The sequence below is a fragment of the Sulfitobacter sp. NFXS29 genome, from assembly GCF_040148765.1.
GTDB lineage: Bacteria > Pseudomonadota > Alphaproteobacteria > Rhodobacterales > Rhodobacteraceae > Sulfitobacter.
Genome location: NZ_JAGDED010000001.1, coordinates 255,746 through 281,811, shown reverse-complemented (window position 1 = coordinate 281,811; position 26,066 = coordinate 255,746). Strand labels below are relative to the sequence as shown.

Genomic DNA, 26,066 nt, shown 5'->3' with positions numbered 1-26,066 from the left:
AATGCGATAATGGCGCGGTTTAATTGCATTCCGCGCCGCTTTCGCGCTGGACATGCCATTTCTCGTCCAGCCCGGCAAGGGGCGCTGCAAGCAGGCGCGCGCCCTGCCAGATCGCCGGGGTCGACAGCAGCATGGCACGGGGCCGCCCGAGGCTGCGCCAATCGGGGCATTGGGCGAGGCCCTCGGCCCCCAAGGCCCGCAACTCGGCGCCTTGCGGCAGCCCCTCCGGGGGCGTCGCACGCCAGCGCCCATCCCAAAGCTGATCCGTAGGCACCCGCAGATCACGCACCGCGTTATATTCTCGAAAGACCCAGATTTCACCGCGCCGAAGCAGCGCCTGACAGCCCCCCAGCGTGGCCGCTTGCCCGTCCGCCAACCCCGCGATCAAGGCCGCCACGGGGCCGCGGCGCGGGGGGTAGGTGCCGCCGTTGACCTGCCCAAGCGCATGGATCATCAAACGGCGCCGGATCTCTTCGGGCGCGGCAAAAAAGCCCTCGGCCTGCATCACCTGCGCGCCTGCCTCCATGCGCAGAATATCGCCTGCCGTTCTGTCGGTCTGGCGTTCCAACGCCTCACGAGCGGTGGCCATGTTGCGCGCCACCTCAGCCAAGGCCTCTACGTCGATGCCTAGCGGCGCGAGGGCGGCAAGACTTTGACGGGTTTGGATGCGGGCGAAACGCGGGTCATCGTTGCTGGGGTCGTCGACCCACTCAAGGTCCGCGCGGCTCAGATGTCCTCGCAATGCCTCACGTCGGGCAAAAAGCAGCGGGCGCAGCCATGTTATGCCGTGCCGCTTGCTGCGCGGCGCCATGGCCGACAGGCCGTCCACTCCTGACCGGCGGGCCAATCGCATCAGCACCGTTTCGGCCTGATCGTCCGCCGTATGGCCAAGCGCCACGCAGGGCAGCCCGCGCCACTCCGCCCAATCGGCCATCAGCCGATACCGCGCCTCACGCGCCGCGTTTTGGAGGTTGCCCTGCCCGTCCCACCCCCGCCAGCGCAGTGTTTCATGAGACAAGCCCAGAGCGCTGGCATGGCGCGCAACGAAGGCGGCCTCTCCGGCGGCTTCGGGGCGCAGACCATGGTCGACAGTCACGGCTTCAAGATGTGTGCCCGCCGCCGCCGAAAGCCCATGCAACAGCGACAGCAGAGCCATTGAATCGCCCCCGCCCGAGACTGCAACGCCAAGGCGGGGGGGCAGCGCACCGCCCAGCCCCGCCAAAAGCCCCTTGGCCAGCGCTGCATCAGCCGTCGCGGCAGGCGCAGTCATCAGCGGTTAGGAACAACCCAGCGTCTGGCGCTGCGCTTCGGCTTGGCTCACCTGCGGGGCGCCCGGGAAACGCACGGCAACCTCCGCGAGGGTCACGCAGGCCTCTTGTGTTTGTTCCAACACGCCAAGTGCGCGGCCCAATTCAAACAGCGACTGTGGGGCCACCGGCCCTTCGGGATCGGTGCTGAAGGCCGCGAGATAGGCACGGGCCGCTTCGCGGTTGTCGCCCAAACCGGTCAGCGCTTCGCCGCGGCGCATCTCGGCCTCAGCAGCTAGCGGACCACCGGGATAGGTCTGACTGAAGGTCGCAAAGAGATCGGCGGCGCTGCGAAAGTCACCGTTTGCGAGCGCTCCCTGCGCCCGCTCGAAATCGGCTTTTTCGCTGACCGCCAGCTCTGCTTCGTTGATGGGGGTGATGATGCCGTTTGAGGGCGCCGCGCCACCGCTGCCGGGGGTCATCTCGACCACCTCGCGGTCGGCCTCGGGGGCGGGTGCCGCGACGGTGGGGGCCTCCCCTCCACCGAGAGTCGACGTCTCTCCGAGCGCGCCCAGATCGCCTCCTTCAAGCTCGACCAAACGGTATTCAAGATCCCCGATCCGGTTGGTGCCATCGGCCACGATCCGGTTGATGCGGTTCTCCATTTCTTCGGTTTTCGACGTCAGGCGCTGCAATTCGCTTTCCATGGTGCCGACACGCTCAAGCACAGAGCTGCCGCCCGTTTCAACCGAGCCACCGCCCGTGGTCGAAAGTTCGCGGCGCAGCTTTTGCACCTCGACGCTCAGCACGGTCAGCTGCTGGCGGATGTCCGCCAGCGTTTGATCGTTGTCCTGCGCCATAAGCGCGGCGGGGGCGGTCATCAGCCCCATCACCGCCACGAAGATATATCGCTTCAGCACATCGGCCTCCTTGGATTGGTTACTGCTTGGGCTGTCGCCGCGATCAGCTGGTCAGCGCGCCACCGGCCAGAACGGTCACGGCACGGCGGTTTTTGGCATAGCAGGCCTCTTCCGAGCAGATCTCGATCGGGCGCTCTTTGCCGTAGCTGATGGTCTTGAGGCGCGATGCCGCAACACCGCGGGAGATCATATACTCGCGCACCGCATTGGCACGACGACCGCCAAGCGCGATGTTGTATTCACGGGTGCCCTGCTCATCCGCGTGACCTTCGATCACGGCTTGATAATCCGTATTGGTCTGCAGCCAAGCCACCTGCCCGTCGAGCGTGGCACGGCCAACATCCGTCAATGTGGATTGGTCCACAAGGAACAGCACCCGGTCGCCGACAGCCTGCTGGAAATAGGCGGTCGAAGTTGGATCGTTCGCGCTGCCCGGCACCACGCCGGCGTTGACCCCTGCGCCTGCATTGGCCCCGGCCCCGCCCATGCCATCGGCACCAAAACGGTCGGGGTTTGTACAGGCCGACACGGCCAATGCGGAAATCAAAAGCGTGCTGGTCAAAATGCGTTTCATGGGGGTCTGCCTTCTCTGTGGTGGCGTTGTTGTTGCTGGTGCTGGTGTTAACACAGGCGCGGGATCATTGGAATTGCCCGCGCCCGTATGGGAGGTCTGGAAAACGTTACTGCTGCAGCGGTGACCAAGAGGGGTCAGAGCCGCCTTCGGGCGTGCGCACCGGCTTGAGGTTGCGCCCCGAAATATCGACCGAATAGAGCGAGGACGACCCACCCGCCCCTTGGGTTTCACGGGCAAACATGATCACCCGACCATTGGGTGCCCAAGTCGGACCTTCATCAAGGAAAGAGGCCGTCAGCAGACGCTCTTCGGAGCCATCGAGACGCATCACGCCAATGTGGAAACGACCCTTGTTCTGCTTGGTGAAAGCCACCAAATCCCCGCGCGGCGACCAAACGGGCGTGCCATACCGCCCTTCGCCAAAGGAAATCCGCGTCGCCTCTCCGCCTGTGGCGGGCATGACGTAAAGCTGCGGACTGCCGGAACGGTCGCTCTCAAAGACGATTTTGCTGCCATCGGGAGAGAAGCTGGGTGCCGTCTCAATGGCGGGGGTATTGGTCAGCCGCACCGATTGGCCGCTGTTGATATCCATGGAGAAGATGTCGGTATTGCCGCCTTGGCTCAACGAATAGACCACCGTCTGGCCACTGGGCGAGAAGCGCGGCGCAAAGGCCATGGAGCCTTCGGCGCTTTGCAGCGCGCGGCGTTGGACGGTGCCGATGTCCAGCACATAGATGCGCGGGAAACCGCTCTCATAGCTGGTGTAAAGCACCCGGTCGCCGCTGGGAGAGAATCGCGGGGCAAGCACGATTGAGCCGGAATCGGTCAGGTACTTCAGGTTGGCCCCGTCGTAGTCCATCACCGCCAAACGCTTCTGGCGGTCGTCCTTCGGCCCGGTTTCGGAAACAAAGACAACACGGCTGTCGAAATAGCCGCCCTCGCCGGTGATCCGGCTGTAAACCGCATCGGCCACCTTATGCGCCATGCGGCGCCAGCCATCAACGGTGCCGCTGAATTGCAGACCGCCCTGCCCGCTGCTGTCGAGCAATTCCTCGCCCGAGAAGACATCGTAGACGCGGAACTTCACATTCACGCTGTTGCCGGTGACATTGACCGCCCCAGTGATCAGCGCCTGCGCGTTGATCGCTTTCCAGTCGGCATATTCCACCGGCGCGTTAAAGTCGCTGACGGTCGAAATATAGGCGCTGGCCGGGATTTCGCGGAAAAGGCCCGTGCCGGTCAGGTCTTCTGAGACGACGCGCGCCAGATCGACGGCCAGTTGCCCAGCCTCACCGCTTTCAGGCTGAAAGCTGGGCACGGCAAAGGGCAAAGGCTCAATCGTCGGGTCGTCGATCACGATGCGCAGCGGTTGGGCCTGCGACGCATTGGGGGCCAGGGTGAACGTGGCCGCCGTGGCGCAGAGCGCCAGTAGTCCCAGAAGTCTAGTCAGCATGTTATCGGCTCCTCATTGGGTCGAATGTCATCTCGATGTCTTGCCATTGGCTGTATTTTTCCTGCGGCAGTTTGTAACCGCTGCTGCCGCAACGAATGACCGCGCGTTTCGCGGCTTCAAAGGCCTGACGTGCGGCGGTGTCGCTGCCACCGCTGGAACTCAGCAGGCGGATCGAACTGGCCACGGGCGTGCCGTCGGTGTTCATCTGCATGCCGACAACGACCGTGGTACGCGCCGCTTCGGTCGACAGCGCGCCGATGTTCCAGCAGGCCGATACCGCGACGCGCAGAGACTCGCGCTCGCCCGATGACAGCGGCGGGCCGCTTGGCACGGGCGCGGTTGTCTCTGGCTGGCCTAGGACTTCGCTCAACGCATCCGCGATGGCATCCTCGGTCGAGCTGGAGGTTGTGGGCTCCTCAACGGGCTCAGGGGTTGGCTCAGGCTCGGGCGTTGGTTCGGGCGTCGGGGCGGGCGCTGGCGTCTCGGCGGGCTCTTCCGGTGCCTCGGCCACCTCGACAGGGGGCGGCGGTGTCGGGCGGCGGCCGGGGGGGCGCGCAGACGCCGCCGGTGCCTTGTCGGCTTCGGTGACGATCTCGGTTGTGCTGTCCTCAGGCGTGCGGGCCTCTTGCGGCTCTTCCACGACGGTTTCCGCCTCGGCTTCGGCATCCGGCGCGACGGCGGGCTGCTCGTCCAGATCGGGGCGCAGTTCGGGGTCGGGCTGCTCTACCGGTTCGGGGGCCACGCGGGGCGCTTCGCGCGGGCGGGCTTCGGGCGCGATCTCGGGCACCAACACAGCGGTATCGCCCACCGGCTCGTTCATTTCGGGCGGCGTGTCATCCACTTGGGTCTGCGGTGGCAGTTCCAGCTCCGTCACCTCGGGGGGGAGGTCTTCGGGCGGGGTTTCGGTCTGCACCGGTTCTGGCTGTTCAATCTGCGTGTCCGGCTCCGCCGTCACCTCGGGGGTCTGTTCGCTTACCTCAGGCGGGGCGGGCTGGGCCACTTCGGTGGCCGAGGCGGGCGGCTGCTGGGCCGCGACCAGCGCGTCATATTCGGCGGCCGAGATCACCGAGACCTCGGTCATCTCAACGGGCTCAGGCTCGGAGGTGAAGATGCTTCCAAACAACAGCCAGCCGATAAGACCCAGATGCCCGGCACCTGATATGTAATGCCCGGTATGCACCGCTCAGCCACCCGACGTGTCGCTGCCGTCCAACGCCGGGCCACCGATGTCGGTCACCAGACCGATGTTGGAAAAGCCGCCTGCGTTGAGCGCGCCCATGACTTCCATGACCTGCGCATAAGACACTTTGCCATCCGCGCGCAAAAACACCCGGTCGCTGGCCCGTTCAGAGGCGATGGCGCGCAGCTTGGTCACCAGTTGATTGCGCGGGGTTTCAGTGGTCTGAATCTGCACCGAGCCTTCGGCGGTCACGGTCACGGTCAGGGGCTCTTCTTGATCCGACGGCAGGGCGCTGGCGGCGGTTTTTGGCAATTCCACCGGCACGCCGACGGTCAGCAGCGGGGCCGCGACCATGAAGATGATCAAGAGTACCAGCATCACGTCGACGAAAGGCGTGACGTTGATCTCGGCCATCGGCTGTGCGCGTCCGCGACGCCGCCCCTTGCCGCCTTGCTTTTTCATGACACCTGCGCCCATGGCTTAGCTGTCCAACTGGCGGCTGAGGATGGTGGCGAATTCGTCCGAGAAAGCCTCGTAATTGCCCAAGATGCGGTCACTGTCGGCGCTCAGCTTGTTATAAAACACAACCGCCGGGATCGCGGCCAGAAGGCCGATGCCGGTCGCCAAAAGCGCCTCGGCAATGCCCGGCGCCACAACGGCGAGGTTGGTGTTCTGCTGGGCTGCGATTTCGATGAAAGAGTTCATGATGCCGAAGACGGTCCCGAACAGACCGACGAAGGGCGCGGTGGAGCCCACGGTCGCCAGCACCGGCAGTCCCTTTTGCAGACGCTCCGCCTCTTTGGCGATGGCCACGTCCATGGAACGGTCGATCCGGGCAGTGGCACCGGGGATCAGCGCGCCATCTTCACGGTGCGAACGGCGCCATTCGGACATGCCAGCGGCGAAGATCTTTTCCGAGGGTCCATCCGGGTCAGCGCCGATGGTGTCAAAGAGCCCGTCGAGCGGCTCGCCCGACCAGAACGCCTGATCGAACTGCGCGGCCTCAGCACGGGCTTTGCGGTACTGGATGGTCTTTTGAACGATGATCGACCAAGACCAGAAAGAGGCCCCGATCAGCATGATCATTACAAGTTTGACCGTGACTGTCGCCTTCGCGAACAGACCCCACAGGGAAAAATCCATCCCCTGTGCCAATGCCAGCGTCTCTGCTTCCATTTAACTATGCTCTTTTACTGCCGCCCCTTTGGGGCATTCTGCCTCTTGGGCCGTATTTTTCCGGCCTCAATTTGGAGCAAAGCTAACGGACTGCAACCGAGATTGCCAGAATTATGGTATCAGGCCGCAGGATCGCCGTCCGACAGGCGGAGTTTCGCTGGCAAACGGGTGGGTTTACCCGCTGTGGTCATGCAAACGGCGGTGACTTTGGCACGAAAGATGACCTTGCCATCGCGTAGCACGTCTTGGTCGAACACCCACCGGACCGGCCCTTCGGCCTGATGAGTGGTCTGCACTTCCAGCCGGTCGCCAAAGCGTGCGGCACCCAGATAATCCGCCTCTACCCGCGTCACGACAAAGACCAGCCCCTCATCGCGCATGGCGCGTTGATCAAGGCCAATCTGTTCGACGATATCCGAGCGCGCCCGTTCGATATAGCGCAGGTAGTTGGCGTAATAGACCACGCCCGCCATGTCGGTGTCTTCGTAGAAAATGCGGACCGGAAAAGTATGGCTCATGCCGACACCTGCACCCGCGCAGCAAGGCGCAGCGCATGGCTTGCGTCATTGGCGGCGGGCGGCATCACCGGATCATAGGCGGCGCGGATCACGTCGGCCACTTCGGGGCGCAGCACCAGCGCCTCATCGGCCAGCGCCAGCGGCGATTGCTCGGCAAAGGCGTCTTCGGACCAGAGCAGGATGACCTGCACCGCTTGGCTCAGCGCCAAGACCTGCGCCGACATATCGCGCAAGCTGTCGTCCATGCGCAGGAAGACAAAGGCCGCCTTGATCGCGCCGTTTTCTTCAAAGCGGAAGAAACGGTACTGATTGGCCCCTGCCGCCTGCAAGCGTTCGACCTGCCCTGCGAGATCCGGCACCAGCCCGTCCATCCCCGGCACGTCCAAAAGCTCCGCCCAATCGGCGAAGAAGAACATCATCAGATTGCTGCCCAGTTCGGGATCGGTCTCGACCATGTCGTGACCGGCGAGTTTGGCGACAGCCTCAAGCGCGCCTTTCACCACCGGCAGCGCCGCCTCTTCGATCCCAAAGGCCACCGGCGCGATGGGGCGGCCCCAGCGGGCAAAGGCGAACTGCCCATCGCGGCGGGTGAAAAGGGTCTCGATTTGCTCTGCGGTCATCGTCATCTGTCTTACCTTCGCTCTGGGGGCGTCAGCCGAAAAGGTCGTTCTGCCCTTTGGGCGCGGCCATGCCGAGGTGGGTCCAAGCCTTGGCCGCCAACATTCTGCCGCGCGGGGTACGCTGGATCAGCCCTTGCTGCAACAGGAACGGCTCGATCACCTCCTCCAGCGCATCGCGGCTTTCTGACAGCGCGGCGGAGAGGGTTTCGATCCCCACCGGCCCGCCTTGGTAATTCTCTGCGATTAGTTTGAGGTAACGTCGGTCAGCGCCATCAAGGCCCAGATGATCGACGCCAAGCCGCGTCAGGGCCATGTCGGCCAAATCGCGGGTCACGCGGCCATCGCCCTCTACAACCGCGAAATCCACCACCCGGCGCAGCAGGCGGCCCGCGATGCGCGGCGTGCCGCGGGCGCGTTTCGCAATCTCGCGGGCACCGCCTTCGTCGGCGGGCGCACCCAGTTTGCGAGCGTTGCGGTCGACGATGATGTAAAGTTCGTCTTCGGTGTAGAATTGCAGCCGGGTCGGGATACCAAAACGGTCGCGCAAAGGCGTGGTCAGCAGGCCCATGCGGGTGGTGGCCCCGACCAGCGTGAAGGGCTGCAACTCGATCCGCACGGTGCGCGCGGCGGGGCCTTCGCCGATCACCAGATCAAGCTCGAAATCCTCCAGCGCCGGATACAGCACCTCTTCCACTGCGGGGTTCAGCCGGTGGATTTCGTCGATAAACAACACGTCACGCGCTTCGAGGTTTGTCAGGATCGCCGCCAAATCGCCCGCCTTGGCCAACACCGGGCCAGAGGTCATGCGAAAGCCCACGCCCAACTCCCGCGCCATAATCTGCGCCAATGTGGTTTTGCCTAGGCCCGGAGGCCCGTGAAACAACGTGTGATCCATCGCCTCGCCGCGCTGGCGGGCGGATTGAATGAACACGGCAAGGTTCGCGCGCGCCTCGGCTTGGCCGACAAATTCCGCCAGCATCTGTGGCCGCAAAGCGCGGTCAAAGTCTTCGGGCATCGGCTCAGGCCGCACGGTGGGGTCAATGTCGGTCATAGGGCCTCGTTATGGCGCAGGGCGGAGGGTTCTGCCAGAGGGGGCGTCACCCCTTGGGCGCCAACAGCTTGAGCGCCGCGCGGATCAGCGTCGGCGTGTCCGCATCCGGCATCTCGCCCGCCGCCTGCGCCACGGCGCCCGCCGCATCACCGGGGCCGTAGCCAAGGTTGCCAAGCGCCGAAAGCGCCTCGGACTGGGCCGAAGCATTGGGCGCGGCGGCTTTCGGCGCGGGGCGTGGGGTCGCGGCTTCGATCACGGTCTCATCGGCGGCGGCCTGCGCCTCTCCCAGAGCGTCGGCCACGGTGCCGGTCATCGCCATCACACCGGGGGCCTTATCCTTGAGATCAAGCACGACGCGCTGTGCGATTTTGGGGCCAATGCCCTTGGCGGCCTTTACCGCGTTCCAATCGCCAAGCGCGATTGCGCGGCTCACGCCATCCGGGCCGAGCGTTCCGAGGATCGCCAGCGACGCCTTTGCCCCGACCCCCTGAACCGAGGTCAGCAACCGGTGCCATTCCTTTTCCACCAGCGTTTGAAAGCCAAACAGCTGCATCAGGTCTTCGCGCACCACCAGATCGGTATAAAGCGCCACGACTTCGCCCACACCGGGCAGCGCGGCCATGGTCCGGTCAGAGACATAGACGAGGTACCCCACGCCGCGCACGTCGATCAGCACATGGTCGGCGGCACGGTAGTCAATGCGGCCCGAGAGTTTGCCGATCATACGCTCGCCCTCGCCACCGCCTGCGCGAGGGTGCTGGCCCCGCCGTGATGCGCGTGACAAATTGCGATGGCCAGCGCGTCGGCGGCATCCGGGCCTGCAATCTCGATCCCCGGCATCTGCATCTTCACCATATGCGCCACCTGCCCCTTATCCGCGTGGCCCACGCCAACCACAGTTTTCTTGACCTTGTTGGGGGCATATTCGCCCACCGTCAAACCAAACTGCGCAGGCACCAGCATCGCGATGCCCCGCGCCTGACCCAGCTTCAGCGTCCCGGCACCGTCTTTGTTCACGAAAGTCTGCTCAACCGCCGCCGCCTGTGGTTGCCACTTGGTCAGCACGCGCGTCAGCTGCCCATGCAAGGACAAAAGCCGCGCGCCAAGGTCGTCGCCTTCGGAATGACAGATGCCATTGGCCACATGGGCGATTCGGCTGCCCGAGACGTCGATCACGCCCCAGCCCAGATTGCGCAGCCCCGGATCTATGCCGATCACCCGTATCATCTCTGCCCTCGATAAAATTGTTGCTTTTTTGGTGCACTAGCACGAAACGCGAACATCGCAAAGCCCTGATGCGCGGCGGGCGCTTTGCGACACGCATCCTGTCGCTTTTGAACCGCGGTGTCGGATTGCGCCTCTCCATGCCGCAAAACCGACATCCGGAAGCCGGAATTTTTCCCGTAAAGATAGTGAGTTAGCCGTCATTTCGACCTATGCAAAAAACGCAAGCCTCACTGTCGTTTTTGAGGGATTGCGCGGGGCGGTTTTCAGGCATAATTGCCGAAAATCACGTTTTGCAGAGCGCGCTTTCCTCGCCCCCTGCAGACACAACCGACGATCAAACAAAGGACGGCCCCATGGCAGCTTTCGACACCACCCGCACCGCTTACGGCTCCACCCCGGCCGTCACACGTATCCTTGCCTTTTTCGGCGCGTTCTTCGCGGCGGTCGAAGATTGGCAAGACAGCCGCGCGACCCGCAAGGCGCTGTCGGACCTGACCGACCTTGAATTGCAGGACATCGGCTTGATCCGGGGTGACATCGACCTCGTCGCACAGAACCACTTTGTGCGTTAAGCCTGCGCGCGCATCGAAACCTACCCAAACGAAAAGCCGCAGCGGAAGGCATCCTCTGCGGCTTTTTCAGGTCAAAAGTCGGTGGCTTAAGATCACCGCATGATCGGGCCAGTCAGCCCGGCCACCGCCTTGGTCAGCGGGTCGATGGCCATCATTTTGGCGCCGATCTGCTCTAGGTTTGAACCATTGGCAAGCCGCGACAGGCGTTCGTTATAGGTCACCGGGCCGATCGCGGCGAGGGTGAAGGCTTTGAAGCCGAAAAATACCAGAACGATCAGGAAAAACCCCATCATCGGGAAACCCCGACGGGCACGTTTCGGCAAGACGGAGATCAACCCGTCGCGCCCGACGCGGGTGACATATCCCCGTTCCATCTTCCGATGCTTGCGCCCTAGAAGTTCGATCCGTTTCGCGAATTGAGCGTGTCCTTCAGCCATCACAGCCTCCGTAGCAATCCGGCCCCCACCGTTTGCTGCCAATTTGAATAAAGGCAAATTGTGGCAACAAAGCGGCAAAAGGGTCAAATGCAACGAAAATGAGGCGCGAATTATGCGTTAGTTTGCAGCGTTAGTGTCGTCCAGTCACCAATGCTCTCACGGTGCACCAGATTGATGCCAGATCGTGCATAAACCTCGATCACCTCCTCGGCCTGCTCGTTCAGAAGACCCGAGAGAATCGCATAGCCCGCAGGTTGCAGCGCCCCGGCCATATCGGGGGCCAAGGCGACCAGCGGCCCTTTGAGGATATTGGCAAAGACCAGATCAAAGGGGGCTGCTTCGGCCAATTGGGGATGATCAAAGCCTGCGGCCTCGACGCAGGTCACGCGGCCCGACAGATTGTTGGCGTCGACATTGGCCTGGGCCACTTCGACCGCGACCTCATCGATGTCACTGGCCAATACCGGCTCGGGCCAGATGCGCGCGGCGGCCATGGCCAGCACGGCGGTGCCGCAACCGATGTCGACCACGTTCTTGCCGTGAAACCCCTCGCCCGCCAGACGGTCCAGCGCGCGCAGGCAGCCCAGTGTCGTGCCGTGGTGCCCGGTGCCAAAGGCCATGGCGGCCTCGATCAACAGCGGTTCGCAGTCTTCGGGCACCTTGTCAGCGTCATGGCTGCCGTAGACGAAAAACCGGCCCGCCTCGACGGGGGCCAACTCGCGGCGCACATGGGCGACCCAGTCGGTTTCGGGCAGTTCAGAGACGGTGAAATCCTTCGCGCCCATCGCCTTGGCCAGCACCGCCAGCGCAGCTGTGTCGGGTGCTTCTTCGAAATAACCGCCGACTTCCCACAGGCCCGAGCCGTCTTCGACCTCAAACACGCCAACGCCGGTGGGCTCGGGGATCAGCCGCTCCATCGCCTCGCCCAAGGCATAGGCGGGGTCGCGGCCCGTGAGGGTAGTGAGGGCGGTGAAAGTGGGCATGGCGCGGTCCTTTGCTGCGGTGCGGTTGCGCTTCGCCTAGGGCTGTGCGCGTGTCGGGTCAAGCCATGCTGGGTTTCGCGGCCTATTCGGCAGCCTGCGGCACAGCAGTTTGAAAGATCGTCTCATGCCCCGGCGCCGGGTGGCGCGGGATCAACAGTGACAGCATCAGCGACACTGCCGCCATCCCTGCGGCAAGGAAGAACACCGCCGCAGGCGAGACGAGCCAAAGCAGGCCGAGCCCGACTGGCAGGAACACCGCCGCGATGTGGTTGATGGTAAAGGCGACCGCCGCCGTGGGGGCGATATCTGCGGGGTCGGCGATCTTTTGGAAATAGGTTTTCAGCGCAAGCGCCAAGGCAAAGAACATGTGATCCAGCACATAAAGCGTTGCCGCGATCACCACGCCCCAGCCAAGGTAATAGACGCCGCCATAGGCAAGGAAGACGATGATCAGCCCGACATATTCGACGGTCAACGTCCGGCGTTCGCCGAAATGACCCACCGCGCGCCCCATCAGCGGAGCGAACAGCATATTGGCGACAAGGTTGATGAGGTAGAGCATCGTGATCTCATGCACGTCAAAACCGAAGCGTTCGACCATCATGAAGCCTGCGAAGACCACGAAAATCTGCCGCCGCGCGCCTGACATGAATTGCAGCGCGTAATAGAGCCAGTAACGCTTGCGCAGGATCATCTTTTTGTTCTGCACCGTGGGCGCTTCGAACTGCGGATAAGCCAGCATCGCGATGAGGGCCACCGCGACGGTGACGCCGCCGCCGATCATGTAAACGATGCTGTAGCTGAGGTTCAGCGTTTCCCACAGCGCCATAATCGCCAGATAGGCCACCAGCGTCGCCAGCGATCCGGCCGCCATGAGCCAGCCGATCATGCGCGGCGCGTCTTCGATCTTAAGCCATTGAAGTTGCAGCGATTGGTTCACCGTCTCGTAATAATGGAACCCGATCGAGCTGAGCATGGTGATTGTCAGGATGCCGCCCATTGAGGGGAAATAAGCGGTGATGGCCGTCGCCGCGCCGAGCAGCGCGAGCGAGATCAGCCCCAGCACCTGTTCGCGGACAAAGAGCAAGATCGCGATGACGCCAATGGCCAAAAAGCCGGGAATTTCGCGCACCGTGTGCAACAGGCCAATGTCGGACCCGTCGAAGTCGGCCACCTCGATGACGAAGTTATTCAGCAGCGCCGACCAGGTGTTGAACGCAATCGGCATCGCCAGCGCCATAAGGAACAGCAGGGCCACGGGGCGACGCCAGAACGGTAGGCGCTTGGCTTCTTCGAGGGTGATATAGCGGGTCATGCGGATTTATTACGCCCGGTATTCGAGAATGGCGAGAGAAAAGGGAGACTTGGAACGCGCCTCAATGCCACGAGGCCCGGAATCAAGCCGCAGGCGCCGGGCCATCGCCTGCCCTCCCCCCGGGCAAGCGCTGGCCCTCAGCTCTAAGCCAGCCAGCCTCAATAAAAACTCTGCGGATCAATATCCACCGCCAGCCGCAGGTCGCCTTTCAGCCGCACCGATCCAACCCAACGGCTCAGCGCCTCCTGCAAGGCGACGCTCTTATCCGCCTTTACCAAGAGCCGCACCCGATGCCGCCCGCGCACCCGTGCAATCGGCGCGGGCGCTGGCCCAAAAACCTGCGCCCCAACCGCCCGCAAAGGCCCGTCATGCCGCGCCAGATGGTTGCCCAGATCAAACACCGCCGCCGCATCGCTGCCGCTGAGGATGATCCCTGCCATACGGCCGTATGGCGGCACCCCGGCCTGCCGCCGCTCGCCAGCCTCGGCAGCCCAGAACTTCTCCTCCTCGCCTGCGAGAATCGCCCGGATCACCGGGTGCTCGGGCTGATAGGTCTGCAACAACGCCGCCCCCGGTGCTTCGGCCCGCCCTGCCCGGCCTGCCACCTGCCGCATCAGCTGAAACGTCCGCTCCGCCGCGCGCAGATCCGACCCGGTGAGGCCGAGGTCCGCATCAATTACCCCCACCAGCGTCAGTTTGGGAAAGTTGTGCCCCTTGGCGACCAGTTGCGTGCCGATGATGATGTCCGCCGCCCCTTCGGCGATGCCCGCGATCTCGGCCTTCAAAGCCCGGGCCGAGCCGTACATGTCCGAACTCAGGGTCGCGATGCGCGCCTCAGGCCAAAGCGCTGTGGCCTCCTCTCCCAGCCGCTCCACGCCGGGGCCGATGGGGGCGAGCTTGCCTTCGACTTCGCAGGAGGGGCAGACCTCGGGCATCGGCTTGGTCTCACCACATTGGTGGCAAACGAGCCGTTTGAGAAACCGATGCTCCACCATCCGCGCATCGCATTGATCGCAGCCAATCTGCTCGCCACAGGCCCGACAAAGTGTGATCGGCGCATAGCCGCGACGGTTGATGAACAGCATCGCCTGCTCGCCGCGTTCCAGCCGCGCGTCGACCTCGCGTTTCATCTCGGCCGAGATCCATTTGTCACCGGGCAGCCCCGCTTGCCGCATGTCGATCGCGCCCATCTGCGGCATCACCGCGGGGCCGAAACGCGAAGTCAGCTCCAACCGGCGATATTTGCCCGCTTCGGCATTAGCCCAAGTCTCAAGGCTGGGGGTCGCACTGGCCAGCACCACCTGCGCGCCGCAGATTGAGGCGCGCAGCACCGCCATGTCGCGCGCGTTATAAAGGACTCCGTCTTCCTGCTTGTAAGAGGTGTCATGCTCCTCATCGACAACGATCAGCCCGAGGTTCTGGAACGGCAAGAACAGCGCCGAACGTGCCCCGATCACGAGCTGCGCATTGCCCTGCCCCACCATGCGCCAGATGCGGCGACGCTCTGTCATGGTGACGCCGGAATGCCACTCGGCGGGCTTGGCCCCGAAACGCACTTCGACACGGTCCAAGAACTGCTCGGTCAGGGCGATCTCGGGCAGCAGCACCAGCGCTTGCCGCCCGGCCTCAATCGCCGCCGCCACGGCTTCGAGATAAACCTCGGTCTTGCCCGACCCGGTGACGCCGCGCAGCAGGGTCGTGCCATAGGTCTCGGCTTTGATCCCTTCGCGCAGCACCGCCGCGGCTGTCGCCTGATCCTCGGTCAGCGCCTTGCCGGGCAAAGACGGATCGAGCCGCCGGAACGGCAGGTCGCGGGGGCTTTCCTCTTCGCGCACGGCACCTTGGTCGACCAAGCCTTTGACCACCGAAGAGGTCACCCCGGCCATCTCCGACAACTCCTTCAACGTGAAGGCCAGATCGCCGTATTCCTCCAACACCGCCATCACCCGCTGGCGCGCGTCGGTCATGCGGGTCGGTACGCCGTCGCCCGCGCGGTAAATCTTGCGCATCGACGGCGGATCGCCCAAACCCGGCGCACGGGTGGCCAGCCGCAGCATCGCGGGCAGCGGGGTCAGCGTATAGGCCGCCGAGCGCAGCAAAAACTCGCGCATCTCATCGCGCATCGGCGGGGCATCCAACACCCGGATGACATGGCGCACCTTGTTGATGTCATAGTCCCCGGCCCCCGCCCCCCAGACCACGCCCATCACCTTGCGCGGACCCAATGGCACCTCGACGAACGCGCCCGCATGGCAACCGCCTTCGGGGGCGCGATAGTCCAACGCGCGGCCCAAAGGCTGGGTGGTCATCACCGACAGCAACTCGCCATGATGGTAGAATTCAGCCATGTCTGCCGCATGCTCCGTGTCACTTGGGGGAATTGAGGCTTTAAGCATCGCAGATCATGCGGTAAAGCCAAGGCAAGCAATAGACCTGTTAGCGATCACATTCCAACCCGGAAGGAAAGCCCATGAAATTCTTTGTAGATACCGCCGAGATCGACGCCATTGCCGAACTCAATGACCTTGGCATGGTCGACGGCGTGACAACCAACCCCTCCCTGATCCTGAAATCAGGCCGCAACATCCTTGAGGTTACCAAAGAGATTTGTGACCTCGTCGACGGCCCCGTTTCCGCCGAAGTGGTGGCGCTGGAAGCCGACGCGATGATCGCCGAAGGCCGCAAACTGGCCGAGATCGCCGACAACATCACCATCAAGCTGCCGCTGACATGGGACGGGCTCAAAGCCTGTAAGGTTCTGTCGGGCGAAGGTCACATGATCAACGTGACGCTCTGCTTCTCGGCGAACCAAGCGCTGATTGCTGCTAAAGCTGGCGCGACCTTCATCTCGCCCTTCATCGGGCGTCTGGACGACATCAACCTCGATGGCATGGACCTGATCCAAGACATCCGCACCATCTATGACAACTACGGGTTCGAGACGCAGATCCTCGCGGCCTCCATCCGCAGCGTGAATCACGTACTCGACGCCGCGCGCATCGGTGCCGACGTGATGACCGCGCCGCCAGAGGTGATCAAGAAACTGGCCTCCCACCCGCTGACCGACAAAGGTCTCGAGCAGTTCATGGCCGATTGGAAAAAGACCGGTCAGAACATCCTCTGATCCGGCCTGAGCGCCAAGACATCAAACCCCTTCCGCCCCTGGCGGAGGGGGTTTTTCTTTGCCCTATGCGGCGTTGCCTTCGACGGTCAGGTGATCGCCCGACCACAGGCCGGGGCGCACCTCGGCCTCGGCCGCGCCTGCGCGGATGCGACGGCACTGCCCCACGGGAATCGCCGGAGCCTGCAACACCAGGTCCATACCCTGCGCCGCCGTCTGGGGCGGCAAGGCCGCGTGCATCCCGTCCAAGGCCACCGACACATCGCAGGGCAGATAGACGCTCGCCCCGCCCACGCCGGTATCCTCTTGCCACGGGGTCAACGGCGCGCCCACCGCGCCGACACAGCACACGGCGGTCTGCAATTCGATCGCCCGCGCCCGTGCACAGCTGAACACACGGTTGTAGCCAGTGATCATGTCGGTCTTGGCAGGGATAATGACCAGATCGAGGTCCAGCTCCCCCAGTTTCGACCAGAGCGCGGTATATTCCGCATCGAGACAGATCGCGATGACACAGCGCAGCCCGTTCCAATCGAACAGGTTGATCCCGGTGCCTGCGATGGTCACACCGCTGGCGCCATTTGCCTCAAGCGGCGTCAGGCTCAGTTTGTTTTGCACCTGCATTCCGCCATCCGGGGTCAGGAACCACGCCTGATTGAGATACCCCTCGGGCGCGTCGACCGATGGAAAGGCCACAGGAAATGTGCCGGGCAGCAGGGCGACGCCTGTTTGCTCCACCATGCGGCGCATCGGGTCAAGCGCCAGCGCGGCGGTCTGCGCGAGCCAGCCCAGTTGCTGCTCTGCGGGCAGGTCCGCCGGGGCAAAGCTCAGCCATTGTGCGCAGCAAAACTCAGGCATCACCAAAAGCTGCGCCTCGCGCGCGGCGGCCTGTTGCAGACGCAGTTCCACACTGGCAAGCCAGCTTTGCAGCGAATCCGGCGTGACCTGAAGGTTGGCGGCCCAAAGATCGACAGAGACATGTTCCATGTAAGATTTCCTCTCCCGGTAAGGCCATTTCGCCACATCCGGGGATATGCAGCAGGCTTCGATCAGGCGCGCGTGCCTTGCGGCTGAAATCCGCGCGTCGACCGGGGCCAACACACCCGCGCCGCTTTTGTTCCCGTGGGCTTCGTTCTACATCCCGGCCTGACGCAAGGCGGCAACAAAGACCGCAGGCGGCAAGACCCGTGACCAATTGGGGGCAGATCTTGACGCCCCACCATGCTATGACACCGCAAATCAAAAAGAGACGCCCATGAGCAGCAGCCCCAAAATCGACGACGCCCTGCGCGAGGCGATCATCTCAGCGCCCGATGTCATCCTTGACGACAGCGATGTGATGCAGGCACTGATTGCAGCGAATGAGAAGGCCATGGGCGGTAACATCGTCGACCTGCGCGGCATCGCGATGGAGCGTTTGGAAACCCGGCTTGATCGGTTGGAAGACACCCACCGCAGCGTCATCGCCGCGGCCTATGAAAACCTCGCCGGGACCAACCAGATCCACCGCGCGATCCTGCAAATGCTGGACCCGGTGGAGTTTGAAACCTTTCTGCGCAATCTGGGTGGCGAAGTGGCCGACATTCTGCGCGTTGATGCGGTGAAACTGGTGCTTGAGTCGGTGCAGAACGACAATGATCCGGCAGTACAACGTTTGGGCGATGTGCTGACCGTGGCCGAGCCGGGCTTTATCGACGACTATCTGTCTCATGGGCGCGGCGGCATGGTGCGTCAGGTGACCCTGCGCGCGATCCAAGACGGTTCTGAGGCGCTGTATGGCACCAAGGCGGGGTGGATCCGTTCTGAAGCCTGCCTCAAGCTTGATTTCGGCACGGGCCGCCTGCCGGGTCTGCTGGTCATGGGGGCCGAAGACCCGCATATGTTTGGCCCGCAGCAGGGCACCGATCTGCTCACTTTCTTTACCGGCGTGCTGGAATGCACCATGCGCCGCTGGCTGTCTTGAGCGAGAAGGCAAATCCGCTGCTGATCAGCCCCGCCGCGCGGGACGCGCTTCAGATGTGGCTGGCGCACCAGAGCGCCTTGAAAGACGCGGCAGAGAATACGATCATCGCCTATCGGGGCGATGTGACCGAGTTTCTCACCTTCATGACCCTGCATAAAGGCGATACCCAAGGCCTTGGCGCGCTGGCGAAAATCACCATCAGCGACATGCGCGCTTGGATGGCCAGCACGCGCAGCGGCGGGGTCGGCTCACGCTCCGTGGCGCGCAAACTCTCGGCAGTGAAAGCCTTTTATCGCTGGCTGGCCGAGCGGGAGGGGTTTGAGCCCACCGCCGTCCTGCTCGCGCGCTCACCCAAGTTTCAGAAAAAACTCCCCCGCCCGCTGGCCGAAGATGCCGCCCGTGCGCTGATCGACTGTGTAGAAACCCAAGCCCGCGCCCCATGGGTCGCGGCGCGCGATGTCGCTGTTCTGACGATGCTTTGGGGCTGCGGGTTGCGGATTTCCGAGGCGCTGGCGCTCAAGGGTTGCGATGCGCCCCTGCCGAATAGCCTGCGCATCATCGGCAAAGGCGGCAAGGAACGGGTCGTACCGGTCTTGCCTGCTGCACGCGCCGCTGTCGAAGATTACCTCGCTGTCTGTCCCTACCCGCAAGAGCCGCAGGCCCCGTTGTTCCGTGCCATTCGCGGCGGCGCATTGGGCGCGCGGGCCGTGGCGCAGGTAATGGCCGATGCGCGGATGCAACTGGGCCTTCCGGCGACGGCCACGCCCCATGCCATGCGCCACAGCTTTGCCACGCATCTGCTCGATGCGGGCGGTGATCTGCGCGCGATTCAGGAATTGCTGGGCCATGCGTCGCTGTCGACCACGCAGGCCTATACCGCCGTCGACACCGCGCGGCTGATGGAAGTCTATAACAACGCCCATCCCAAAGCGGGCCGCTGAGCCCTTCCAAGCTGACCCTCTTGCACCCCGCGCCCCAATCGCCATATTGAGACCAAGCGAGGACGACCTCCCCCATTTGGGCAGCCACTCGGGACGACCCGACCAATACCGGGACCACCCCATGCGCAGCACCGCAGACCGCATCCGCCACGCCCTCAGTTTTGAAGTTCTCGCCCTTTTGATCGTCACACCCATGGGCGCTTGGCTGTTTGACAAGCCACTGCATGAGATTGGCGTCGTCACCATCGTCAGCGCCAGCATAGCAACGGGCTGGAACTACCTCTACAACCTTGGGTTCGACCACGCCCTACGCCGTCTGCGCGGCACGGTGCGCAAGACTGTGCTGATCCGCGTGCTCCATGCCGTCATTTTTGAGATCGGCCTGCTTTTTGTGCTGATGCCCTTCATCGCGTGGTACCTGAGCATTTCGCTGATGGAGGCCTTCCTGATCGACGTGAGCTTTGCACTCTTCTACCTGATCTACGCCTTTGTCTTTAACTGGGTTTACGACGTGATCTTCCCGGTGCCAGAGCCTGCCCGCCCGTCTTAATCAGCGCGCAGGCGGCTGACGAACTCAGCCGCCGCCTCTGCCGGATCGCGCGCGCCTTCGGCCACGGCATCACTGAGCCGTGCCAGATCGTCCTTCGCCTGCGGTGTCTCCAACTGCGCCAAGAGCCGGTGCTTCACGTCTTGCTCAAACCAATAGCGCGCCTGCGCGGCCCGTGTTCGGTCCCAAAAGCCATTTGCGCGCCGCCAGTCGATCAGCTCCTGCAAGGCGGTCCAAGTCTCATCTAGCCCATGTTCCTCCAGCGCCGACACGGCCGTCGCTCGGGGGTAGCCTTCGGGGTCTTGCGGACGCTTGCGCAGAAGACGCAGTGCCCCGGCGTAATCCGCTCGGGTCCGCGACGCGGTGGATTTCAAGTCACCATCCGCCTTGTTGATCACGATAAGATCGGCAATCTCCATGATACCGCGTTTGACGCCCTGCAACTCATCACCGCCTGCCGGGGCCAGCAACAGCACAAAGGTGTCAGACATCTCGGCCACCACCGTCTCAGATTGACCCACGCCCACGGTCTCGATCAACACCACGTCGAAGCCGGCCGCCTCGCAGAGCCGCACCGCCTCGCGGGAACGGCGGGCGACACCGCCAAGATGGGTCTGGCTGGGCGAAGGACGGATGAAGGCGCGCGGCTCCCGGCTGAGCCGGTCCATCCGCGTTTTGTCGCCCAAGATCGACCCGCCCGAACGCGCCGAACTGGGGTCCACCGCCAACACCGCAACGCGCTTGCCTTGTGCCGTCAGCATCATGCCAAAGCTTTCGATGAAGGTGGATTTGCCCACCCCCGGCGTGCCCGAAAGCCCGATGCGCAGCGCCTGCCGGTCGGAGGGCAGTTTCGCCAGCAGCTCCGCCGCCGCCGCGCGATGGTCCGCGCGGCCCGATTCCACCAGCGTGATCGCCCGCGCCAGCGCGCGGCGCTCACCTGCTATGAGGCCCTTGGCCAGATCGTCGATATCCATGGGCCAACTTTTGCGGGGGTGGCGGGGAATTGTCCATCCCCACCCTTGGCGCGGCGGCGGCTTTGCCCGATAACCGCGCCATGTCCAACGCTGATTTCGCCCTGCCCATCGACGCCGTTCTGCCTGACGTGATCGCCGCCCTGCGCGACACGGGCCGCGTGGTGCTGCAAGCCCCCCCCGGCGCGGGCAAGACGACCCGCGTGCCGCTGGCGATGCTCGACGCTCGCCTGACCCAGGGCCGCATCCTGATGCTGGAGCCGCGCCGCCTCGCCGCCCGCGCCGCTGCCGCGCGCATGGCCGAAAGCCTTGGCGAAGAGACCGGCCAGACGGTGGGTTTTCGCGTGCGCGGCGCTTCGGCGGTGTCGAAAAACACCCGCATCGAAGTCGTCACCGAGGGCATCCTGACCCGCATGTTGCAGGACAACCCCGACCTGCCCGGCGTCGGCGCGGTGATCTTTGACGAATTCCACGAACGCTCGCTGAACGCCGATCTGGGCCTCGCGCTCTGCCTTGAAGTGGCGGGCGCCTTGCGCGACGACCTGTTGCTGGTCGCCATGTCCGCCACGCTTGATGCCGCCCCGGTGGCAGAGTTGATGGAAGCCCCCATCGTCACCTCCGAAGGCCGCAGTTTTGAGGTAGAGCCGCGCTGGCTCGACAAGCCCATAGGCAAGCAACGGCTTGAGAATGCGGTGGCCGACCTGACGCTGAAAGCGCTCGCCGAAGCCCCCGGATCGGCGCTGGTCTTTCTGCCCGGCGAAGGTGAAATCAGGCGGGTCGAGGCGCTGTTGCGCCCCGCGCTGCCTCCGGATTGCACCTTAGCCCCGCTCTTCGGTGCGCTGGATTTCAAAGCGCAGCAGGCCGCCATCGCGCCTGTGCGGTCGGGGCGGAAGGTCGTGCTGGCGACCTCCATCGCGGAGACGTCGCTGACCATCGAAGGCATCCGCATCGTCATCGACGCTGGCCGCTCGCGCCGCGCGCTGTTCGACCCGGCCTCTGGCATGTCGCGGCTGGTGACCGAGCGCGTCACCCGGGCCGAGGCCACCCAACGCGCGGGCCGTGCCGGACGGGTCGAAGCGGGTGTGGCCTACAAGCTCTGGACGCGCGGCGAAGAAGGCGCGCTCGCCGCCTTCCCCCCGGCAGAGATTGAGGCGGGGGACCTCACCGGCTTTGCGCTGGAACTGGCGCTTTGGGGCGCACAGGCCGAGGACCTCAGTTTTGTCAGCCCGCCCCATCCGGGCCGTTTGGCCGAGGCGCAGGCGGTTTTGCGGATGCTCGGCGCGCTCGACGCCGCAGGCCGCATCACCGACCATGGTCGCGCCTTGGCGAAACTTCCCCTGCACCCGCGGCTGGCGCATATGGTGGCGCGCGGCGGGCCGCGTGCGCCGCTGCTCGCCGCACTTTTGGCAGAGCGTGACCCGATGCGCGGCGCGCCGGTGGACCTGTCGCTCAGGATGGATGCATTGGACGGAAAGCGCAGCGCCACCCCGCCCCATGCCCCGACGCTGGCGCGGATCAATGCCGAGGCCAAGCGGCTGGGCCGGATGACAAAGGGCAACGGGCCGGACGGACTGGGCGTGTTGGCAGCCCTCGCCTACCCTGACCGCGTCGGGCTGCGCCGCAAGGGCGAGGCACCGCGCTATGTCCTATCGGGCGGCAAGGGCGCGATCCTGCCCGCGGCCGACCCGATGGCAGGCACGCGATTGCTAGTGGCCACCGACCTTGACGGCGACCCGCGTGAGGCGCGTATCCGGCAGGCGGCGCTGATCTCGGACGCTGAGTTGCGCAGTACTTTTGCCGACCAAATCCGGTGGCAGGAAGTCTGCATTTGGTCGCGCCGCGAGGGGCGCGTGCTGACCCGGCGGCAAGAGGTGTTCGGTGCGCTGGTACTCGAAGACCGCACATGGCCCGATGCGCCAGCGGATGCGGTGGCGGTCGCGATGCTTGACGGTGTGCGGCAATTGGGGCTGAACCCCGGCAGGGCGGCGGCGCTGTTTCTGGCCCGCGCCCGGTTGATGCCCGCGCCCTTCCCCGATTTCAGCGAAGCACATCTGATGGAGACGCTGGACGACTGGCTGCTGCCGCATCTGGCCGGTGTGCGCAGCACTGGCGATTGGAAAGGGTTCGACATCACCCCGGCGCTCAAGGCGCGGCTGACGTGGGAGCAACAGCAAGAGTTGGACCGCAACGCGCCCGCGCATTTCGAAACCCCATTGGGGCGGCGCGTGGCAATCGACTACAGCGGTGAGACCCCCGGCATCGCCCTGCGCCTGCAAGAGATGTTCGGCGTTACCCGGCATCCGACGGTGGGCGGGCAGCCATTGCAGGTCACCCTGCTGTCCCCCGCTCAGCGTCCGGTGCAGGTCACGATGGACATCCCCGGATTTTGGGCAAGTTCCTACGGGGATGTGCGAAAAGACATGCGCGGACGTTACCCGCGCCACCCGTGGCCCGAAGACCCCACGGTCGCGGACCCGACCCTGCGGGCCAAACCGCGCGGCACCTGAAACGACAACGCGCGCCGAAAGCGGCGCGCGGTCTAATCGTCATAACGCCCGTACTCAAACGGCGGTGAATTTCAACGAGACACCGTTGATACAGTGCCGCTTGCCCGTGGGTTCGGGTCCGTCGTCAAAGATATGGCCCAGATGGCTGCCGCAACGGTCGCAATGCACCTCGGTCCGGCGCATGAAGAAACTGTTATCGGACATCGTCTCGACCGCATTTTCTAGCGGTTGGTAAAAGCTCGGCCAGCCGGTGCCGCTTTTGAACTTGGTCGCGGCATCGTAGAGCGGCTGGTCACAGCCCTTGCAAACGAACGTCCCGGCGCGCGTCTCATCATTCAGGGGGCTGGTAAAGGCGCGTTCCGTATCGCCTTCGCGCATGACCGCATACTCGGTATCGCTCAGCATGGCGCGCCACTCGGCTTCCGTTCGCTCAACCTCAAAATCGCCTTCGACATAGGCTGCCAAAGCGCCGCGTGCGCCCAACCCGATGGCGGTGGCGCCCAAAAAGGTCGATGTCAGAAAATGACGTCTTTTCATGGTGTTACTCCTCGGGTTTCGGGTTGGATAGCGCCGGGCCAGTATGGGGGTACTGACCCGGCTACAATCGTGTGGGTTGCCTCTTATTTGGGAACCAACACGCTGTTTACAACGTGGATCACGCCGTTGGACTGGTTCACATCTGCGATAGTCACGCGCGAGGCATTGCCGCTTTCGTCAATGATGTAGACGTTTTTACCCTTCACCTGCGCCGACAGCGCGTCGCCGGAGACGGCGTTAAAGTGGTAGAACCCATCGCTGGAGGCGCGCGCCTTGGCGGCGATGTCGGCAGCAGACCAGTTGCCCGCGACCACATGCGCGGTCAGCACTTTGGTCAGCATGTCTTTGTTCTCGGGCTTGAGCAGCGTGTCGACGGTGCCAGCAGGCAGCGCATCAAAGGCGGAATTGACTGGGGCGAAAACAGTGAAGGGACCTTCGGAGGCCAGCGTGTCGACCAGACCGGCGGCCTTCACGGCGGCGACCAGCGTGGTGTGATCGGCGGAGTTCACGGCATTCTCGACGATGTTCTTGTTCTCGAACATGGGCGCGCCGCCCACTTCGGGATTGGCGGCAATGGCACCGGTGGCCAACAGGGCAGCAGTGGCGGTCGCGGCGGCAAATGTCTTGAGCGTTTTCATCTGGTTTCCTCCTCAGATGCCCCCCGTTGTGGGCGGCGATACTGGACCCACGGGCCAAGAGTGAGAGGAGTTTCAGAATGGTTCAAAAAATTCGAAATAAAATTGTAGCGCGTTGTTTTACCCTAGAAAAGTGAAACGCCCCACTCGATTAGAGAAGGGCGTTTCGGGGTCTAGAGTTCGGCCACGGTACCGGCGGCCATGATGGTGCCGGTGGGGGCGCCGTCAGGCGCGCCGCCCGGTGGCTCATCCGTGATGGCCAGTGTGATCTGCGCGGCCTCGGGCGCCAGATCGGCGGGCAAGACCACGCGGTTGACCTCGCCCTCAGGCAACACGCCCAAGGAGATCGGCGCGCGGTCCGGCAAGATGGCCCAAAGCTCCAGTACGCGGCCTTCGGGTGCGGTGCCCGAGACCCGGCGCAGCGCGATATCGCCGCGCGACATGTCCATGACGGCCAGCAGTTCCAGCGCGCTGTCTTCGGCGGCCATGCGGGTGGCATAGACCTCGCCCGGTGTCTGAACCGGTGGCTCGCGCAGCATCGGCAAGGCTAGGAAGGCCACGGTGGCAAGAGCCGCAACCGATATCCCTTGCCAGAGCCAGAGCCGTTGCATCAACGGCACCTGCCGCGCGGGGAAGAGCCGCGACATCAGCGTGCGGCGCAGTTTCGCAGGCGGTGCGACGGGCGCGATATCGTCGGTCATCGCCACGAAACGCTCCTGCCAATCGGCAACGCTGCGGGAAAAATCACGGTCGTGCAGCAGGCGCGCGCGCGCCGCCGCACGGTCTTCGCCTTCCAGCAGGCCCAAGGCCACTTCGGCGGCCAGAAGATCGTCGTCTCCGGCTGGGGTGATGGGGGTGTCACTCATGCGCTCATACACTCCCGCAAGCTCAACAGCCCGCGCCGTAGCCAAGTGCGCATTGTATTGAGCGGCACGTTAAAACGCGCGGCAAGGTCGGCATAGCTGTCGCCATCAAGATAGGCACCGCGGACGGCAGCCCCCCGATCGGCCTCAAGATCATTCAGACAACCAGTCAGGCGCTTGGCTTCAGAAGCAGCGACGGCAGATTGTTCAGGGTTCGGCCCCGGCGCGGCCAGTTCCAGCCCCGGCGTGTCGATATCCTGATGCCCCTTACGGGTCGCGCGCAGCCGGTCGATTGCAGTGTTGCGCGCAATGGTGATCAGCCACGTCATCGGCGACAGGCCATTGGCCTGATAGCGGTCGGAATGGTTCCAGATTTTGACGAAACTGTCCTGCATGGCGTCCTCTGCTGCGGCCCGTGTATCCAACACACGCAGGCAGACCCCGAATAGTTTCGCAGACACCCGATCATAAAGCGCCTCAAAGGCGGCACGGTCCCCCAATGCAACCTGTGCAATCAGACGCTCAATCTCTTCACGGTCGCTGTCCAAGGGCCACTCCTTTGGGCGGTGATGTCTTTTACGGCACATCAATCATGGTGCGACAGCCGCTACAAAAGTCAACGATGCAATAGAACCGCATCTTTCGAATGCCACCCTGCCCCAACCTAGGGCAGTCGCGCAACCCATCGCGGAAAAACGAAAAATCGCC

Annotated in this window: 28 protein-coding genes; 6 read left to right on the top strand and 22 right to left on the bottom strand. The window is 63.9% G+C overall.

The features are described 5' to 3' along the window. Positions 1-19 precede the first annotated feature (19 nt). The 12 genes from tilS to ruvC all read right to left on the bottom strand — a co-directional run bounded on the left by tilS (position 20) and on the right by ruvC (position 9,966). The gene (gene tilS / locus J3456_RS01450) at positions 20-1,270 is read right to left on the bottom strand and encodes a tRNA lysidine(34) synthetase TilS (RefSeq protein WP_349578592.1); all 1,251 of its coding nucleotides are present in this window, start codon (positions 1,268-1,270) and stop codon (positions 20-22) included. Between the two features lie 6 nt (positions 1,271-1,276). Then, on the bottom strand, positions 1,277-2,137 hold the full coding sequence (ybgF, locus tag J3456_RS01445) for a tol-pal system protein YbgF (RefSeq protein WP_349579125.1): 861 nt from the start codon (positions 2,135-2,137) through the stop codon (positions 1,277-1,279). 73 nt (positions 2,138-2,210) lie between these two features. Further along, positions 2,211-2,741: a peptidoglycan-associated lipoprotein Pal gene (gene pal / locus J3456_RS01440; RefSeq protein ID WP_349578591.1), complete on the bottom strand. Its 531-nt coding sequence runs from the start codon at positions 2,739-2,741 to the stop codon at positions 2,211-2,213. Between the two features lie 106 nt (positions 2,742-2,847). Continuing rightward, positions 2,848-4,194: a Tol-Pal system beta propeller repeat protein TolB gene (tolB, locus tag J3456_RS01435; RefSeq protein ID WP_259945788.1), complete on the bottom strand. Its 1,347-nt coding sequence runs from the start codon at positions 4,192-4,194 to the stop codon at positions 2,848-2,850. Between the two features lies 1 nt (position 4,195). Continuing rightward, positions 4,196-5,374 carry a cell envelope integrity protein TolA gene (gene tolA / locus J3456_RS01430; RefSeq protein ID WP_120351652.1) on the bottom strand — a complete coding sequence of 393 codons (1,179 nt, stop codon included), beginning with the start codon at positions 5,372-5,374 and terminating at the stop codon, positions 4,196-4,198. Between the two features lie 3 nt (positions 5,375-5,377). Next, positions 5,378-5,851 carry a protein TolR gene (gene tolR, locus J3456_RS01425; protein ID WP_349578590.1) on the bottom strand — a complete coding sequence of 158 codons (474 nt, stop codon included), beginning with the start codon at positions 5,849-5,851 and terminating at the stop codon, positions 5,378-5,380. Between the two features lie 3 nt (positions 5,852-5,854). Next, a complete protein-coding gene (gene tolQ, locus J3456_RS01420) occupies positions 5,855-6,550 on the bottom strand; it encodes a protein TolQ (RefSeq protein ID WP_120351653.1) in 696 nt (231 codons plus the stop codon). Positions 6,551-6,669: 119 nt separating this feature from the next. After that, on the bottom strand, positions 6,670-7,068 hold the full coding sequence (locus tag J3456_RS01415; protein WP_067626446.1) for a YbgC/FadM family acyl-CoA thioesterase: 399 nt from the start codon (positions 7,066-7,068) through the stop codon (positions 6,670-6,672). Beyond that, on the bottom strand, positions 7,065-7,688 hold the full coding sequence (locus tag J3456_RS01410) for a hypothetical protein (RefSeq protein WP_067626452.1): 624 nt from the start codon (positions 7,686-7,688) through the stop codon (positions 7,065-7,067). Before J3456_RS01410 ends, J3456_RS01415 begins: the two co-directional genes overlap by 4 nt. A gap of 31 nt (positions 7,689-7,719) precedes the next feature. After that, a complete protein-coding gene (gene ruvB / locus J3456_RS01405; protein ID WP_243262441.1) occupies positions 7,720-8,739 on the bottom strand; it encodes a Holliday junction branch migration DNA helicase RuvB in 1,020 nt (339 codons plus the stop codon). Between the two features lie 46 nt (positions 8,740-8,785). Further along, complete coding sequence (ruvA, locus tag J3456_RS01400) at positions 8,786-9,463, bottom strand: Holliday junction branch migration protein RuvA (protein ID WP_349578589.1); 678 nt, start codon at positions 9,461-9,463, stop codon at positions 8,786-8,788. Then, positions 9,460-9,966, bottom strand: coding sequence for a crossover junction endodeoxyribonuclease RuvC (ruvC, locus tag J3456_RS01395; protein WP_349578588.1), 507 nt, complete (start codon positions 9,964-9,966; stop codon positions 9,460-9,462). Before ruvC ends, ruvA begins: the two co-directional genes overlap by 4 nt. A 353-nt stretch (positions 9,967-10,319) precedes the next feature. Here ruvC and J3456_RS01390 point away from each other — a divergent pair, with 353 nt between their 5' ends. Next, complete coding sequence (locus J3456_RS01390; RefSeq protein WP_349578587.1) at positions 10,320-10,538, top strand: DUF1127 domain-containing protein; 219 nt, start codon at positions 10,320-10,322, stop codon at positions 10,536-10,538. Positions 10,539-10,630: 92 nt separating this feature from the next. Here J3456_RS01390 and J3456_RS01385 read toward each other — a convergent pair whose 3' ends face one another. From J3456_RS01385 to J3456_RS01370, 4 genes are all read right to left on the bottom strand, one after another. Next, entirely contained in the window at positions 10,631-10,975 is a 345-nt protein-coding gene (locus J3456_RS01385) for a hypothetical protein (protein WP_067942535.1), read from the bottom strand. Positions 10,976-11,085: 110 nt separating this feature from the next. Then, positions 11,086-11,958 (bottom strand): 50S ribosomal protein L11 methyltransferase, encoded by an 873-nt coding sequence (locus J3456_RS01380; protein WP_349578586.1) that lies wholly within the window; start codon positions 11,956-11,958, stop codon positions 11,086-11,088. An 82-nt stretch (positions 11,959-12,040) separates the two neighbouring features. After that, positions 12,041-13,273, bottom strand: a complete 1,233-nt coding sequence (locus tag J3456_RS01375; RefSeq protein ID WP_349578585.1) for an MFS transporter — start codon at positions 13,271-13,273, stop codon at positions 12,041-12,043. Between the two features lie 158 nt (positions 13,274-13,431). Continuing rightward, entirely contained in the window at positions 13,432-15,621 is a 2,190-nt protein-coding gene (locus J3456_RS01370) for a primosomal protein N' (RefSeq protein WP_349578584.1), read from the bottom strand. Positions 15,622-15,743: 122 nt separating this feature from the next. On the opposite strand from J3456_RS01370, the gene fsa reads away from it, so the two are divergent. After that, positions 15,744-16,397 carry a fructose-6-phosphate aldolase gene (gene fsa / locus J3456_RS01365; protein ID WP_067623130.1) on the top strand — a complete coding sequence of 218 codons (654 nt, stop codon included), beginning with the start codon at positions 15,744-15,746 and terminating at the stop codon, positions 16,395-16,397. A gap of 63 nt (positions 16,398-16,460) precedes the next feature. Here fsa and J3456_RS01360 read toward each other — a convergent pair whose 3' ends face one another. Further along, complete coding sequence (locus J3456_RS01360) at positions 16,461-17,381, bottom strand: nitrilase-related carbon-nitrogen hydrolase (RefSeq protein WP_162931871.1); 921 nt, start codon at positions 17,379-17,381, stop codon at positions 16,461-16,463. A 268-nt stretch (positions 17,382-17,649) separates the two neighbouring features. Between J3456_RS01360 and J3456_RS01355 the strand changes: the two genes are divergently transcribed. The 3 genes from J3456_RS01355 to J3456_RS01345 all read left to right on the top strand — a co-directional run bounded on the left by J3456_RS01355 (position 17,650) and on the right by J3456_RS01345 (position 19,848). Then, positions 17,650-18,357: a DUF484 family protein gene (locus J3456_RS01355; RefSeq protein ID WP_349578583.1), complete on the top strand. Its 708-nt coding sequence runs from the start codon at positions 17,650-17,652 to the stop codon at positions 18,355-18,357. Then, positions 18,330-19,298 (top strand): tyrosine recombinase XerC, encoded by a 969-nt coding sequence (locus J3456_RS01350; RefSeq protein ID WP_349578582.1) that lies wholly within the window; start codon positions 18,330-18,332, stop codon positions 19,296-19,298. The genes J3456_RS01355 and J3456_RS01350 overlap by 28 nt, the downstream gene beginning before the upstream one ends. A 121-nt stretch (positions 19,299-19,419) precedes the next feature. Continuing rightward, the gene (locus J3456_RS01345; RefSeq protein WP_349578581.1) at positions 19,420-19,848 is read left to right on the top strand and encodes a PACE efflux transporter; all 429 of its coding nucleotides are present in this window, start codon (positions 19,420-19,422) and stop codon (positions 19,846-19,848) included. Here the strand turns inward: J3456_RS01345 and meaB are convergent. After that, on the bottom strand, positions 19,845-20,819 hold the full coding sequence (gene meaB, locus J3456_RS01340) for a methylmalonyl Co-A mutase-associated GTPase MeaB (RefSeq protein WP_349578580.1): 975 nt from the start codon (positions 20,817-20,819) through the stop codon (positions 19,845-19,847). The two genes, J3456_RS01345 and meaB, sit on opposite strands and share 4 nt — an antisense overlap. Positions 20,820-20,899: 80 nt before the next feature. Between meaB and hrpB the strand changes: the two genes are divergently transcribed. Then, on the top strand, positions 20,900-23,323 hold the full coding sequence (gene hrpB / locus J3456_RS01335) for an ATP-dependent helicase HrpB (RefSeq protein WP_349579124.1): 2,424 nt from the start codon (positions 20,900-20,902) through the stop codon (positions 23,321-23,323). A 54-nt stretch (positions 23,324-23,377) separates the two neighbouring features. Here hrpB and msrB read toward each other — a convergent pair whose 3' ends face one another. The 4 genes from msrB to J3456_RS01315 form a co-directional block, all read right to left on the bottom strand. Further along, a complete protein-coding gene (gene msrB, locus J3456_RS01330; protein WP_349578578.1) occupies positions 23,378-23,860 on the bottom strand; it encodes a peptide-methionine (R)-S-oxide reductase MsrB in 483 nt (160 codons plus the stop codon). A gap of 83 nt (positions 23,861-23,943) precedes the next feature. Next, a complete protein-coding gene (locus J3456_RS01325; protein ID WP_349578577.1) occupies positions 23,944-24,498 on the bottom strand; it encodes a fasciclin domain-containing protein in 555 nt (184 codons plus the stop codon). Positions 24,499-24,668: 170 nt separating this feature from the next. Continuing rightward, positions 24,669-25,361, bottom strand: a complete 693-nt coding sequence (locus tag J3456_RS01320) for an anti-sigma factor (protein ID WP_349578576.1) — start codon at positions 25,359-25,361, stop codon at positions 24,669-24,671. Then, positions 25,358-25,945, bottom strand: coding sequence for a sigma-70 family RNA polymerase sigma factor (locus J3456_RS01315; protein WP_349578575.1), 588 nt, complete (start codon positions 25,943-25,945; stop codon positions 25,358-25,360). The genes J3456_RS01320 and J3456_RS01315 overlap by 4 nt, the downstream gene beginning before the upstream one ends. Positions 25,946-26,066: the final 121 nt, after the last annotated feature.